The sequence below is a fragment of the Nocardia sp. NRRL S-836 genome, from assembly GCF_001279525.1.
Taxonomy (GTDB): Bacteria; Actinomycetota; Actinomycetes; order Mycobacteriales; family Pseudonocardiaceae; genus Lentzea.
This window is the reverse complement of record NZ_LGDY01000163.1, coordinates 1-13,599: the sequence shown is the minus strand read 5'-3', so window position 1 is coordinate 13,599 and position 13,599 is coordinate 1. Positions and strand designations below refer to the sequence as shown.

The 13,599-nt window shown below is 70.5% G+C and carries 14 protein-coding genes and 1 riboswitch; of the genes, 8 read left to right on the top strand and 6 right to left on the bottom strand.

Features of this window, described 5'->3' with window-relative positions; translation table 11 throughout:
* From ADL03_RS41910 to ADL03_RS49150, 4 genes are all read left to right on the top strand, one after another.
* A partial coding sequence (locus ADL03_RS41910; protein WP_197289128.1) for a ComEA family DNA-binding protein occupies positions 1–694 on the top strand: 694 nt, incomplete at its 5' end.
* Between the two features lie 46 nt (positions 695–740).
* The gene (locus tag ADL03_RS41905; RefSeq protein ID WP_157529747.1) at positions 741–977 is read left to right on the top strand and encodes a hypothetical protein; all 237 of its coding nucleotides are present in this window, start codon (positions 741–743) and stop codon (positions 975–977) included.
* Complete coding sequence (locus ADL03_RS46325; protein ID WP_157529746.1) at positions 956–3,523, top strand: DNA internalization-related competence protein ComEC/Rec2; 2,568 nt, start codon at positions 956–958, stop codon at positions 3,521–3,523. Before ADL03_RS41905 ends, ADL03_RS46325 begins: the two co-directional genes overlap by 22 nt.
* Positions 3,513–3,710, top strand: a complete 198-nt coding sequence (locus ADL03_RS49150) for a hypothetical protein (RefSeq protein WP_197289127.1) — start codon at positions 3,513–3,515, stop codon at positions 3,708–3,710. The genes ADL03_RS46325 and ADL03_RS49150 overlap by 11 nt, the downstream gene beginning before the upstream one ends.
* Before the next feature lie 499 nt (positions 3,711–4,209).
* On the opposite strand, the gene thrC is transcribed toward ADL03_RS49150, so the two are convergent.
* Complete coding sequence (gene thrC, locus ADL03_RS41890) at positions 4,210–5,466, bottom strand: threonine synthase (protein WP_053739220.1); 1,257 nt, start codon at positions 5,464–5,466, stop codon at positions 4,210–4,212.
* Between the two features lie 11 nt (positions 5,467–5,477).
* Positions 5,478–5,597: riboswitch (SAM riboswitch) on the bottom strand.
* A 78-nt stretch (positions 5,598–5,675) separates the two neighbouring features.
* On the opposite strand from thrC, the gene holA reads away from it, so the two are divergent.
* A complete protein-coding gene (holA, locus tag ADL03_RS41885; RefSeq protein ID WP_053739219.1) occupies positions 5,676–6,653 on the top strand; it encodes a DNA polymerase III subunit delta in 978 nt (325 codons plus the stop codon).
* Between the two features lie 50 nt (positions 6,654–6,703).
* Positions 6,704–6,958 (top strand): hypothetical protein, encoded by a 255-nt coding sequence (locus ADL03_RS41880; protein ID WP_053739218.1) that lies wholly within the window; start codon positions 6,704–6,706, stop codon positions 6,956–6,958.
* 219 nt (positions 6,959–7,177) lie between these two features.
* Here ADL03_RS41880 and rpsT read toward each other — a convergent pair whose 3' ends face one another.
* The 5 genes from rpsT to ADL03_RS41855 all read right to left on the bottom strand — a co-directional run bounded on the left by rpsT (position 7,178) and on the right by ADL03_RS41855 (position 11,387).
* The gene (gene rpsT, locus ADL03_RS41875; protein ID WP_053739217.1) at positions 7,178–7,444 is read right to left on the bottom strand and encodes a 30S ribosomal protein S20; all 267 of its coding nucleotides are present in this window, start codon (positions 7,442–7,444) and stop codon (positions 7,178–7,180) included.
* 123 nt (positions 7,445–7,567) lie between these two features.
* Entirely contained in the window at positions 7,568–9,826 is a 2,259-nt protein-coding gene (locus ADL03_RS41870; RefSeq protein WP_231642837.1) for a glycoside hydrolase family 3 N-terminal domain-containing protein, read from the bottom strand.
* A 121-nt stretch (positions 9,827–9,947) separates the two neighbouring features.
* A complete protein-coding gene (locus ADL03_RS41865; protein ID WP_197289126.1) occupies positions 9,948–10,253 on the bottom strand; it encodes a hypothetical protein in 306 nt (101 codons plus the stop codon).
* 4 nt (positions 10,254–10,257) lie between these two features.
* Positions 10,258–10,485, bottom strand: coding sequence for a hypothetical protein (locus tag ADL03_RS41860; protein WP_053739214.1), 228 nt, complete (start codon positions 10,483–10,485; stop codon positions 10,258–10,260).
* The gene (locus ADL03_RS41855) at positions 10,485–11,387 is read right to left on the bottom strand and encodes an SPFH domain-containing protein (protein WP_197289129.1); all 903 of its coding nucleotides are present in this window, start codon (positions 11,385–11,387) and stop codon (positions 10,485–10,487) included. Before ADL03_RS41855 ends, ADL03_RS41860 begins: the two co-directional genes overlap by 1 nt.
* Before the next feature lie 104 nt (positions 11,388–11,491).
* Here ADL03_RS41855 and ADL03_RS41850 point away from each other — a divergent pair, with 104 nt between their 5' ends.
* The gene (locus ADL03_RS41850) at positions 11,492–11,926 is read left to right on the top strand and encodes an NUDIX hydrolase (RefSeq protein ID WP_053739212.1); all 435 of its coding nucleotides are present in this window, start codon (positions 11,492–11,494) and stop codon (positions 11,924–11,926) included.
* Between the two features lie 42 nt (positions 11,927–11,968).
* Entirely contained in the window at positions 11,969–13,312 is a 1,344-nt protein-coding gene (locus tag ADL03_RS41845) for a polysaccharide lyase 6 family protein (RefSeq protein ID WP_053739211.1), read from the top strand.
* Positions 13,313–13,599: the final 287 nt, after the last annotated feature.

The following is a 13,599-nucleotide window of genomic DNA, read 5'->3' as shown; positions in this document are numbered from 1 at the left end:
CCGTAAGCTCGCCCCCATGCTCCCCCGCCCCCACCAGAACGACAGCCCCGGCGAACGCCTGGCCGCACTGGCCGCCAAGGTCCGCGCCGACCCGACGCTGGTCTACGCGAACTCCGCCGACTCAACCGAGCACGGCCACGGCCGCCGCGTGCGCCTGCCCCGCCTGCCCCGCCGCGGCCTGCTCGCTCTGGGCGTCGCCGTCGCCTGCACGGTCATCGGCCTGTCTACGTGGCTGCAGCGCCCCGCCGCCGAGCCGGCCCCCGACCTCGCGCTGGTCAGCACCAGCGCCCCGGCTCCCGAGCTCGTCGTGAACGTGATCGGCGAGGTCGCCAACCCCGGCCTCGTCACCGCCACCTCCGGCGCCCGCGTCGCCGACGCGCTGCGCCTCGCCGGCGGCATCCGCCCCGGCACCGACCTGCAGGGCCTCAACCTCGCCCGCAAGCTCACCGACGGCGAGCAGATCGCGGTCGGCATCCCGCCCCCGCCCGCGGCGGTGCAGCCCACCAAGCTCAACCTCAACACCGCCTCGGCCACCGACCTCGACTCGCTGCCCGGCGTCGGCCCCGTCACCGCCCAGCGCATCGTCGACCACCGCACCCGCAAGGGCCCGTTCGCCTCCGTCGACGAGCTCCGCGATGTCGAAGGCATCGGCGACAGCAAGCTCGCCAAGCTCGCCGACCTCGTCCACACCTGACGCCCGGCGTCTCGCCGCTCCGCTCACCTCCATCGAAGGAAGACCCATGCCTCGTGCCGTTGCCATGCCCGAACCCGACCTCATCTGGCACCAGTTCGCCCGCCCCGGCCTGCTCGGGTACCGCGGCAGTCTGCGCACCCCGGTCGTCACCGTGCGCGAGTTCTCCCCGAACGGCCTGCCGCATCGGCGAGTTCGCACCCGTGCGACGGCGAGCCGTGCTCCCGCCAGGGAAGCCCGGCCTCCCACCGGAAAGGGCAGGCCGTGGCCCGCCGGCACCCGGTAGCTCACGACTACCGCCTGGTGCCCGCCGCCACCGCGGTGTGGGCGACCGCCTTGGCCGGGCTGTTCCTCAGCTGGCAGGCGGCAGTCCTCATCGGACTCGCCGCCGGAGCGGTCGGCCTCACCGCCTGGCGAAGGGCCTGGTGGCCCAAGACCTGCGCGATCGCCCTGCTGCTCTCCGGTCCCGTGGCCGGAGCCTGGGTCGGCGGGCACGTCCTGAGGGCCGAGACCCACCCGCTCCGCCTGGCCGCCGACGAGGGCCGCACGACCACCCTGACCGCACAGCTCAGCACCCGGCCGCGCGGCATCCGGGCAGCGGGGTTCGGCGGCCACCAGGCCGGCGTGGACCACGTCGTCGTCACCGCGACGGCGAACGGCGCCACCATCGTCATCCTCGCGCCGGCCGAGAGGTGGCAGGACCTGCTGCCAGGTCAGGAGGTCACGGTCAAGGGCTCGCTCGCCCCACCGAGACCGGGCGACCTCACCTCAGCCCTGCTGCGGGTCCGCGGTCCGCCGCTCAACCCTCAGCCGCCGCCCGCGTGGCAACGCTGGGCGGACCACCTCAGGGACGGCCTGAGCAAGGCCAGCGCGACCCTCGACGCCGAGGAGGCGGGCCTGCTGCCCGCGTTGGTGGTGGGCGACACCGAGCACATGGTGCCGCGCATCGTCGACGAGTTCCGCACGGCCGGCCTGTCCCACCTGCTCGCGGTGAGCGGCGCGAACCTCGCCATCATCTGCGGCGCGGTCTACCTGCTGCTGAGGAAGACCGGTCCGCGCAAGGCGGCGGCCGGCGCGCTGGTGGCGCTGGTCGGGTTCGTGGTCCTGACCGGTCCCGAACCCAGTGTGCTGCGGGCCGCGGTCATGGGCGCCGTCGCGTTGCTGGCCCTGTTCCTCGGCCGGGAACGCTCAGCGCTCCCGTCACTGGCCACGGCGATCCTGGTCCTGGTGCTGGTCGACCCGGCGCTGGGGGCCGATCCGGGGTTCGCGTTGTCGGTGACGGCGACGGCGGCGCTGGTGCTCGTGGCACCGCGGTGGTCCCGCCGGCTCAAGGAACGCGGTGTGCCGCAAGGGGTGGCCGAAGCGCTGGCGGTGTCGACGGTCGCGAGCCTCGCGACGGCTCCGCTGGTCGTCGGGTTGTCCGGGCAGATCAGCCTCGTCTCGGTGGTCGCGAACCTGCTCGTCGCACCGGTGGTGGCACCGGCGACGGTGCTCGGCGTGGTGGCAGCGGCCGTCGCGCCGCTGTACCCACCGGCGGCCGAGGTGGTGGTGCACGTCGCCGGACCGGCCGTGACATGGCTGGTCCTGGTCGGACGGCACGCGGCGACCGTGCCGGGCGCCGCGGTCAGCTGGCCGGAGGGCTGGACCGGCGGACTCCTGCTCGCCGCGGCCACAGCGGTCGTCTTCCTGTTGCTGCGGAACAAGAAGACGCGGGTGCTGACCGTCGCGGTGCTGCTGGGCGGCTTCGTGGCGTTGGTGCCGCTGCGCACCATCGCACCGATGTGGCCGCCGGACGGCTGGAAGGTCGTCAGCTGCGACGTCGGCCAGGGCGACGCCCTCGTGCTCGCCACGGACGAGGCGGACCGCGCGGTCGTGATCGACACCGGACCCGACCCCGGGGCCGTCGACCGCTGTCTGAAGACGTTGGGGATCAGGCGGATCCCGCTGATCGTGCTGTCCCACCTGCACGCCGACCACATCGGCGGCCTGCAGGCGGCGCTCGCCGGGCGTGCGGTGGGCGCGGTGGCGGTGGGACCGCTCAAGGAGCCCGCGTGGGCGTGGAGGGAGGTCGTCAAGCAGGCGAACGCGAACGGCGTGCGGGTGCTGGAACCGAAGGCGGGCGAACGCTTCGCTTGGCCAGGACTGGAACTGGAGGTCCTGGGCCCGCGCAGACCACCGGTCGTCGCGGAGACGAACACGGTCGTGAACGACTACTCGCTCGTGCTGCGAGCGACCACACCGGTCGGCCGCGTCCTGCTCACCGGCGACGTCGAACTGGCCGGCCAGGCGGCGTTGCTGGGGGAGCGGGACCTGGCAGCCGACGTGCTCAAGGTGCCGCACCACGGCTCCCGCAACTCGTTGCCCGCGTTCCTCAAGCGCGTGCGCCCGCGGGTCGCCCTGGTGAGCGTCGGCACGGGCAACCGCTACGGCCACCCGAGCCCGCACGTGATCGACGCGCTGCGGGCAGGAGGCGCACTGGTGTTGCGCACGGACAAGGACGGCGACCTGGCGGTGTTGCCAGGAAACCGCGTCGTACGAAGAAAAAGGAGAAACAACGATGGACCAGGTCTGGATCAGGCTCCACAACGCCCGCTACCCGATCCCCGGCGGCACGCCCGGCTTCGCCTGGGCCCTGTGGCAGCCCGGCTACCCCGCCACCCAGTGGCCGCACGACGAACTGAAACCCGACTTCGCCTACTACCTCTGCGAAACACTCGCCGACGGCACCCGCGCCCTCACCTACCGGGCCCGCACGACCCACGCCCTGCCGCCGACCGAGGCCACCACCCCCGACGCCGCCTACGACCTCGTGGCACAGCACGTGTTCGATGACGCCCTGCGCATCGCCCCGGACGTCTGGCACGACTACCACTACAACCGGCTCAAGGCCGAAGCCCCGTGGCCGCAACGAATCGTGGCCTGGCGCGCCGACGTCGAACCGGTCGGCCCGCACGTGCACGACGACCTGCGCCGCTTCCCGCGCACCGGCTGGACGAAGTCGGCCACGATCGCCCTGTGACACAACGGGATCCAGCCCCGACGTGCTGTCCGCCAGGCGGTTGGACCGCCACGTGACAGGGCCGCACAACGCGGTCCGGGGACGCGAACGTCCCCGGACCGGAAGGAGGTGACTGCCGACCAGGCCCGGTTGCCGACCAGGCCCGGTTGCCGACCAGGCCCGGTTGCCGACCAGGCCCGGCTGCCGTCCGAGCCCGGCTGCCGACCGAGCCCAGCCGGCGGCCTGCTCAGCCGGCGATCGAACTAACCAGCGGCCAGGCCAACTAGCGACTGACCTAGCCAGCGACAGGCTCCGCTGCCAATCCGGCCCAGCCTGCGACCGGCCCAGCCTGCGACCGGCCCAGCCTGCGACCGGCCCAGCCTGCGACCGGCCCAGCCTGCGACCGGCCCAGCCTGCGACCGGCCCAGCCTGCGACCGGCCCAGCCTGCGACCGGCCCAGCCTGCGACCGGCCCAGCCTGCGACCGGCCCAGCCTGCGACCGGCCCAGCCTGCGACCGGCTTAGCCCAGTGCCTTGAGCACGGCCTCCGCCGACGGCGGCACCGTCGCGCGCGGGCCGACCGTGTCGCCGAGGGCGTCCAGCGTCTTCAGGCCGTCACCGGTGATCAGCAGGACGGTCTCGCCGTCGGGGTCGATCTGGCCCGTCTCGACCAGCTTCTTCGCCGTCGCCACGGTCACGCCGCCGGCGGTCTCGGCGAAGATGCCCTCGGTGCGGGCGAGGAGCTTGATGCCCTCGACGACCTCTTCGTCGGTGACGTCCTCGATGGCGCCGTTGGTGCGGCGGACCGTGTCGAGCACGTACGGGCCGTCGGCGGGGGCGCCGATCGCCAGCGAGCGGGCGATGGTGTCGGGGCGGACCGGGCGGATGACGTCGTGGCCGCTCTTGTAGGCGGTGGACACGGGGGAGCAGCCGGTGGCCTGGGCGCCGAACACGCGGTACGGGGTGGCCTCGACGAGGTCGAGCTGGCCGAGCTCGCGGAAGGCCTTGTCGACCTTGGTGAGCTGGGAGCCGGAGGCGACCGGCACGACGACCTGGTCGGGCAGGCGCCAGCCGAGCTGTTCGGCGACCTCGTAGCCGAGGGTCTTGGAGCCTTCCGCGTAGTACGGGCGGACGTTGACGTTCACGAACGCCCAGTCCTCGTGCTCCGCGGCGAGCTCCTGGGCGAGGCGGTTGACGTCGTCGTAGTTGCCGTCGACCGCGATGAGGGCGCCGTCGTAGACGGCGCTCATGAGGATCTTGGCGCGTTCCAGGGAGGAGGGGACCAGGACGACGGACTTCCAGCCGGCGCGGGCGGCGGCCGCGGCGACGGCGTTGGCGAGGTTGCCGGTGGAGGGGCAGGCCAGGACCTTGAAGCCGAGCTCGCGGGCGGCGGCCAGGGCCACGCCGACGACGCGGTCCTTGAAGGAGTGGGTGGGGTTGCCGGTGTCGTCCTTCACCCAGACCTTGCGCAGGCCCAGTGCCTTGGCGAGGCGGTCGGCCTCGACCAAGCGGGTGCCGCCGGGGTCGGTGTTCGGGTGCTGTTCCACAGTGGATGGAACAGGGAGGAGGCCGCGGTAGCGCCAGATCGACCTGGGGCCGGCTTCGATGTCCTCGCGCCGGATCTTGCCGAAGTCGTAGGCCACTTCCAGCGGCCCGAAACACTCCAGACAGGCGTACTCCGGAGCGAGGGGAGTCTCATTTCCGCATTCGCGGCACAGCAGCGCGCGGGCGGGGCCGAGGTCGAACTTGGTGCTCGTGGGCACAGTGGCAGCAGTCATCGCGAGGTATCTCCTCATCTTTCCCGCGAAATCGAACGGGTCGGAATTGGCACCGTGATCGTCTGCGCATAGCGCTGACGCCGGTTGCCGGGGCTTCTTCGGGCCGGTCCCTCTGCCCCTCTGGATGAGCGGTGTTCAGTTGTGGCCCTCAACTTACGGCACCGCTCCGTTGCTCGGCCACCAAAGTCCACGATCCGAGACGTGGGAGGATGCGGAGCGTGAGCGCACCGGAGTCACTGCACCTCGTCGTCGGCGAGGAGGAGTTGCTGGTCGAACGCGCAGTTCGGGCGGCTCTCGAGGCCGCCCGCGCGGCCGATCCGACCGCCGACCTGACCCGTGTGCAGGTGAGCGATCTCACGGCGCCCGAGCTCGCCGAGCTGGTGAGTCCCTCGCTGTTCGCGGAGGGCCGGGTGATCGTCCTGCAGAACGCGCAGGACATCAGCAAGGAGATCGCCGACACGGTGCTCTCCTACGTCAAGGCGCCCGCGGACGGGGTCACGCTCGTCGTCCTGCACACCGGCGGTGGCCGCAGCAAGGCCGCCAAGGACCTGCCGGGACAGCTGAAGAAGGCCGGCGCGGCCGTCACCGAGTGCGCCAAGGTCACCAAGGCGGCCGACCGCGAGTCGTTCGTGCGCAACGAGGTGCGGCGGGCGGGCGGCAAGATCGACCCTGAGGCGGTGGTGACGCTCATCGACGCCGTCGGCACCAACCTGCGCGAGCTCGCCGCGGCGGCCTCGCAGCTCGTGTCCGACACCGACGGCAAGGTGACGGTCGAGGAGATCCGTCGCTACCACCAGGGCAAGGCCGAGGTGACCGGGTTCGCCGTCGCGGAGAAGGCCGTCACCGGCGACCGGGCGGGCGCGATGGAGTCGCTGCGGTGGGCCATGCAGCTCGGCGTGCCACACGTGCTGGTCGCGGACGCGCTGGCGGATGCGGTGCGCACGGTCGCACGCGTGTCGGCGGTCGGGCGAGCCGACCCGTTCAGCCTCGCCGGCCCGCTCGGCATGCCGCCGTGGAAGATCAAGAAGGCGCAGGCGCAGGCCCGCGGCTGGGACCAGTCGGGGCTCGCGGACGCCATGCAGGTGGTCGCGGGGCTCAACGCCGACGTGAAGGGCGTGGCGGCCGACGCCGACTACGCGCTGGAGCGCGCAGTGCTGAGGATCGTGGCGGCACACGGCCGCCGCTAGCACCCCGGTGGCGGTCGCGAGCCGCAGCCGGACGTTCGACCATCGAGTTCGTGGTCGATCGCAACGTGGTGCACGGGACCGTCAACGGTTCGCTCGTGCAGGCGCAGACCGTTCACGGTGGGGTGCACGTCCACGCACCCAGGCCGATCGTCCCGCGCCAGCTGCCGCACGGCGCCGGGCGGATCGCAGGACGCGTGAGCGAGCTGGCCGCCTTGGACGAGCTGCCCAGGTCCGCGGTACGCGTCATGCCGTCCCAGCCGCCGCTGGCCTCCGCGGAGGCGGTTCGGGGCTTCCTCGACGGGTGATGGTCCACGCAAACGACTCGGTTCCGGCTCGGCAGTCGATCACGCCGATCGACGTCGGCACGTGGTCCACAGAGCAGCACGGCCGCGGTGCCGTCGAGGTCGTGACGCTCGGCGAGGTGCGCGCGGGAGCGACTCCACGGCCGCCATCCCCACCAGAACAGCGAAAAGGGCCCGCTCGACGAGGAGCAGGCCCTTCTCAACGGCTCTGAGCGAGCGGAATCAGCCCTCGAGCTGGTTCGCGCGCAGCGCCATCGCCGACTTCTTGTTGGCGGCCTGGTTGGCGTGGATGACGCCCTTGCTGGCGGCCTTGTCGAGCTTGCGGGACGCGTCCTGCAGCAGCTCCAGGGCCTTCGCCTTGTCACCGGCCTCGGCAGCCTCGCGGAACTTGCGGATGGCCGTCTTGAGGGACGACTTGACCGACTTGTTGCGAAGGCGGGCCTTCTCGTTGGTCTTGATCCGCTTGAGCTGGGACTTGATGTTCGCCATGCGACATCACCCTTCTGTGTCGAAACCGGAGTTCGTGACGCGCTTGGTCGGCACCGGCCAAGGCCGGCTCTCCTCCACGGCGGAGCGCCGCGCGTTCACGACGACGAAGGATATCAGGCCAGCTCAGCGCACCGTGAACCCGGCCTTGTCCGCGCCCACCACGGCCTCGTACGCACCGCGTGCCACCTCACGCCGTCCGGAACCGTCCACGTCGCCGACGGTCAGCGCGAGCTGCGACAGCGAGAACGTCACCTCGACCTGCTTCGACTGCCCCGCACCCAGCTCTACCCGCGTGAAACCCACCAGCCGCTGGTCCGGCGTGAGCACCGGGGACGCCGGCTGCCGCACGTAGACCGGCACGACCGCCGTGCCCGCGCGCCCGCCGGTGTTCGCCACCATGAACTTCACCACGCCGGTGCCGCGCGCGGTCTCGGCGGTCACGCCCGAGGTCGCGAACGACGTGTACGACAGCCCGTGGCCGAAGGAGTAGAGCGGGTCGTACTTGGCGTTGGCCGCGGTGTTCGCGCCTGGCAGCTGGTCGTAGGTCAACGTCGGGTCACCCAGCGCCTTGGGCCACGAGATGGGCAGCCTGCCGCTCGGGTTCACCGCGCCGAACAGCACGTCGGCGATGGCCCTGCCGCCCTCGCTGCCCGGCAGCCAGCCCGCGACCAGCGCGTTCGCGTCCGCCGCCGCACCCAGCACCTGCGGGCGGGCGGTCAGCAGCACCACGACCACCGGCTTGCCGGTCGCCTGGACGGCGTCGACCCACGCCTGCTGCTCGGGCGTCAGCACCGGGTTCTCGGTGTCGGCGGGACCCTCGGCACCCGGCTTCTCACCCAGGACGACGACGACCGCGTCCGCATCGGCGGCATCGGCCACCGCGGCAGCCGGGGTCGTGGCGTGCACCACGGACGCACCGGGCACGGCCTCGCGCACACCGGTCAGCACGGTCGCCGTCGGCGGCAGCGGCGAGTCGTCCGGCACGCCCTGCCACTCGACGGTCCAGCCACCGAGCTGACGGCGCACGTCGTCCGCGGTCTCACCGGTCACAACGATCTTCTTCGCAGCCGCGGACAACGGCAGCACGCCGTCGTTCTTCAGCAGCACGGTGCTCTCGGCGGCTGCTTGACGTGCGAGGGAGCGGTCCACGCCCACCACGCTGCCGTCGGCCTTCGCCGGGTCCACGTACGGCTTCTCGAACAGCCCCAGGTCGAACTTGAGCTTCAGCACCCGCCGCACGGCCTGGTCGATCCGCCCGCGCGACACCGAGCCGTCCTTCACGTTCGCCAGCAGCAACGACGTGAACTCGGCCGCGTTCGACGGCTCCATCGCCATGTCCACACCGGCGTTGACGCTCATCGCGATCGCCGTCTTGTAGTCCGGCGCGATCTTGTGCCGGTCCACCAGGTACTTCATGTCCTGCCAGTCCGACACCGCGACGCCCTTGAAACCCATGCGCTCGCGCAGCTGCGTCTGCAGCATGTACTTCGACGCGTGCACCGGCACGCCGTTGAGCGAACCAGAGTTGATCATCACGGTCCGCACGCCCGCGTCGAACTGCGCCTGGAACGACGGCAGCACCACGTCCTGCAGCTGCCGCACCGGGATCTGCGCGGCACCGCGGTCGTGCCCGTTGGCCGGCGCCGAGTAGCCAGCGAAGTGCTTGGCCGTGGCGGTCAGCTGCGCCGTGTCGTCCACACGGGACTGTTGCCCGCGCACGTTCGCCGCCGCCAGCTGCCCGGCCAGGAACGGGTCCTCGCTGTAGGTCTCGTAGTACCGGCCCCACCGCGTGTCGCGCGCGATGTCGCTGACCGGCGCGAAGTTCCAGAACACGCCGGTCGCGCGCAACGCCTTCGACGCGGACACCCCGATCCGCTCCTGCAACGCGGGGTCCCACGTGGCGCCGAGCCCGATCTGGTGCGGGAACATCGTCGCGGAGATGACGTTGTTGTGCCCGTGCACGCCGTCGGAGCCGTAGATGACGGGGATCTTCAACCTGTTGTGCTCCAACGCGTAGCGCTGGATCGCGTTGTTCATCTCCGCCCACGCCCGCGGCGTGTTCTCCACCGGCGCGTCACCGCCGCCGGACAGGATCGACCCCACGTGCGCGTCGGACAGCACCGCCTTCAGGCAGGACTCCACCAACGGCCCGTTGACGTTGTTGCAGTCACCGCGCAGCTTCCCCACGCGGATCTGCGCCATCTGCCCGATCTTCTCCTCGACCGTCATCCGCCGGAGCAGGTCCTCGACCCGCCGCTCCGACGACGCGCGCGCGTCGAGGTAGATCTCCTTGCCCGCCGCCTGACCACCGGCCTGGGTCAGTGACGCGATCAGCACACCTACGCCCACCGCGCCGAAAACGGCGCGTTTGCGGGAAAACACAGACAAGACTCCTCCACGTTCCCGTGCGCCCGCAGCACACGATCGCGTGAAGGAGTCCGGCGCGGACACCCCCGAACGGGCGAACTCCGCGGAAGCGGTTTCATGCTGGTGAAACGGCTGTTCAACCGCCCAGGACACTGCGCGTCAAAGAATGTTTTTCGTCCATCAGCTCGCTCAGCCCGGCCGAGATCGCGGCCTCGTCCAGCTGCGTCTTGCCGGTGCCGGGAGGGCCGTCGAGAAGGAGCCCTCGTTTCAGGTGCTGTCCGTGCGCGCGTAGCCGCTCGCTCTGCGACGCCGTGCGCACGACATGGCGTTCGATCGCTTCCAGCACACCCTCGGGCAGAACGACGTCCTCCGGCCGCAACGACGGCGGCGGCAGGAAGGTGAGCAGCTGGTTGCCCTGATGCTCGCTGATGCCGAACGCCATCACCCTAGTCGAGCGGGTCGTCCTCAGCCTTTTCGTCCGGCTTCTTCGGCGGCCTGCCCCGGCGTGGCATCTTCTTCGCCTCACCGGGCAGCCGGCCGGCCTCCGCCAGCGCACGCCGCAGCAGGAACTCGATCTGCGCGTTGGTGCTGCGCAGCTCGTCGTTCGCCCACCTGCTCAACGCGTCGTGCACGGCCGGATCGAGCCTGAGCAGAACGCTCTTGCGGTCAGCCATCAGGTGTACAGCGAGCCGGCGTTCACCACGGGCTGGGTGGACCGGTCACCGCACAGGACCACGAGCAGGTTCGACACCATCGCCGCCTTGCGCTCCTCGTCGAGCTCCACGACGTCCTGCTCCGCGAGCCGCTGCAACGCGAGCTCGACCATGCCGACGGCGCCCTCGACGATCCGGGTGCGGGCCGCGACGACCGCGCCCGCCTGCTGCCGCTGCAACATGGCTTGGGCGATCTCCGGTGCGTATGCGAGGTGCGTAAGGCGTGACTCGATCACCTTCACGCCCGCGGACTGCACGCGTGCGGAGATCTCGATCGCCAGCGTCTCGGTGATCTCGTCCGCGTTCTCCCGCAGCGACAGACCAGTCACCTCGTGGTTGTCGTACGGGTAGCTGGTCGCGATGTGCCGGACCGCGGTCTCCGTCTGGATGCCCACGAACCGCACGAAGTCGTCCACCTCGAACCGTGCGCGTGCCGTGTCCTCCACCTGCCACACGACCACCGCGGCGATCTCGATCGGGTTGCCGTCGGCGTCGTTGACCTTGAGTGCCTGCGTCTCGTGGTTGCGGATCCGGGTGGAGATCTTCTGCCGCGTCGTGAACGGGTTCGCCCACCGCAGCCCATCGGTGCGCACCGTGCCCACGTACCGGCCGAGGAACTGCAGCACCCGCGCCTCACCGGGTGCGACGGTGAACAGCCCCTTCATGATCAGTACGGCCGCCAGCAGCGCCAGCACCCCTGCGATCAGCAGCCCCGGCGACGGCTCGGTGCCGTTCGCCTCCGCCGTCCTGATCCCGTTGATGATCATTCCCACGCCCACCGCAGCCACCGCCAACCCAGCGAAGAACATCGGCAGACCGGCGATCTCCCGCGCGTGCTTCTCACGAACGGCAGGTGCCGGCATGTGCACTGTCGTCTCGATCGTCGCGCTCATCCACAACCCCCTAGCGAAGTAGTAGCTAAGTGATATCACTTTTCTCGGGATGATCACAAGTTAGGCTGGTTGGCATGAGGGCGAAGAAGCAGCGTGTGGCCGCGTACGGGGTGTGCGTCAACGACGCCGACGAGATCCTGCTGGCGCGCTGGCTTGGCCCTAGGGGCAAACGTTGGATCCTGCCCGGTGGCGGCATCGACCACGGCGAGCACCCGTACGACGGGGTGATCCGCGAGTTCGAGGAGGAGACCGGCTACACCGTCGAGGTGGTCCGGCTGCTCGGCATCGACTCGGAGCTCCGCGAGGAGCCAGACCGCGACTACCACGCACTTCGCATCATGTACGAGGTCCGGGTCGTGGGCGGCGAGCTGCGCAACGAGGTGGGTGGCACGACCGACCTCGCCCAGTGGCACCCGCTGGCAGACATCGGACAACTGGAGCGCGTGCCCTCGCTCGACACGGCCCTCACCCTGTACCGGACCACCCCACCGGCCGGAATCTTGCGGTAGCTTGCTACTGCCGCCGCCAGCTGCCCACAACGGAGTTGGCGAATGATCCGATCACTGGCCGCAGTCGCCGCGGCCGCTCTGCTGTCGTCCGTCGTCCACGTGCCGGCCGGCGCCGCCGCCGTCGTCGGGGTGTCGAGCCTGTCCTCGCTGCAGGCCGCCGTCGACGCCGCCCGTCCCGGCCAGCGCATCGTGCTCCCCGAGGGCGTGCACGCCGCCACCACGCCCATCAAGATCACCAGGTCCGACATCACCGTCGCCGCGCGGCGGACCGGCCGCACGGTGTTCACCAGCGGCGGCTTCGAGCTCGGGGCCGTCAGGGGCGTGACCATCGAGGGGTTCGTCTTCGACGGGACCAGCTCGACGACCGTCCCGGTCGAGGCGCAGGCCACCCGCATCACCCGCAACACCTACAACGGTGACAAGGACGGCGCGTCGCTCACCGTGAGCGCGAACGACGTCCAGGTCGACCACAACACGTTCTCGAACCGCACGAACGAGGGCGTGTACCTGCAGATCACCGGGCCGGGCAGCGAGATCGCCCAGCGCACCTGGGTCCACCACAACTACTTCTACAACCACTCGTTCTCCGGCTCGAACGGCGGCGAGTCGATCCGGCTCGGCTACAGCCACAAGCAGTCCAAGTCGGCGTACGCGGTCATCGAGCACAACCTGTTCGACAAGGCGAACGGCGACGCCGAGGCGATCTCGGTGAAGTCCTCGGACAACACGGTCCGCTTCAACACGATCCGCAACAGCAAGGGCTACATCGTCCTGCGGCACGGCAACCGCACCACCGTCGAGGGCAACCTGCTGTTCGGCAGCGGCATCCGGTTCCACGGGAACGACCACAGGATCTTCAACAACTACGTGCAGAACACCGGTGACCGGGCGATCGTGTTCGGCAAGGGGTCGGAGACCGACAGCGGACCGACCTCCACCTCGCACGACCGCCCCGACCGCGTGACGGTCGCGTTCAACACGCTGATCGGCACGGGCGCCGTGGTCGACAGCGACACGGGCACGTACGCACCGAAGGACTGCGTGCTCGCGAACAACGTCATCCAGGGCTCGTCGTCGAAGCTGATCGACATGATGAGCGGCTCGACGGTGAAGTACGAGGGCAACATCGTCTGGGGCGGCACCGCCGGCATTCCGTCCGGCTACCGCTCGGTCGACCCGAAGCTCGTGCGCGACTCGAACGGCCTGCTGCGGTTGTCGTCCGGTAGCCCGGCGATCGACAGCTCCGCGGGCACTTACTCGTACGTCACGCGCGACTTCGACCCGCAGTCCCGCTCCGGCAAGCCGGATGTCGGGGCCGACGAGTACAGCGGTTCGGCCACGCGGAAGCCGCTCACGACGGCGGACGTCGGCGTGAACGCACCCTGAGTCGGGCGTTTGTCCTGGTGGCCGCACGTGTGGCGGCCACCGGGACCCCCGATTTGGAGATCGAAACAGGCCCGTGTAATGTTCTCCATGTCAGAGCGAAGCGGGCCGGAAATCAAAACCGGAACGGGCCTGGCAAAAGCCGGATAAGAAGGGCCTCTGAGAGGCCGATTTGACACCGGCGAGCAGGACCAAATAAGCTTCAGCAACACAAGCCCCGAGTGAGATTCTCCGGAAACGGAGACTGGATCCGGTGAGCGCGTGTTCTTTGAGAACTCAACAGCGTGCCG

Coding starts and splice junctions, on each gene's coding strand:
- ADL03_RS41850 (WP_053739212.1), top strand. CDS start 11,492: ATGAGGGCGAAGAAGCAGCGTGTGGCCGCGTACGGGGTGTGCGTCAAC.
- ADL03_RS41865 (WP_197289126.1), bottom strand. CDS start 10,253: ATGGCGTTCGGCATCAGCGAGCATCAGGGCAACCAGCTGCTCACCTTC.
- ADL03_RS41860 (WP_053739214.1), bottom strand. CDS start 10,485: ATGGCTGACCGCAAGAGCGTTCTGCTCAGGCTCGATCCGGCCGTGCAC.
- ADL03_RS41905 (WP_157529747.1), top strand. CDS start 741: ATGCCTCGTGCCGTTGCCATGCCCGAACCCGACCTCATCTGGCACCAG.
- ADL03_RS41855 (WP_197289129.1), bottom strand. CDS start 11,387: ATGCCGGCACCTGCCGTTCGTGAGAAGCACGCGCGGGAGATCGCCGGT.
- thrC (WP_053739220.1), bottom strand. CDS start 5,466: ATGACTGCTGCCACTGTGCCCACGAGCACCAAGTTCGACCTCGGCCCC.
- holA (WP_053739219.1), top strand. CDS start 5,676: ATGCGGAGCGTGAGCGCACCGGAGTCACTGCACCTCGTCGTCGGCGAG.
- ADL03_RS41845 (WP_053739211.1), top strand. CDS start 11,969: ATGATCCGATCACTGGCCGCAGTCGCCGCGGCCGCTCTGCTGTCGTCC.
- rpsT (WP_053739217.1), bottom strand. CDS start 7,444: ATGGCGAACATCAAGTCCCAGCTCAAGCGGATCAAGACCAACGAGAAG.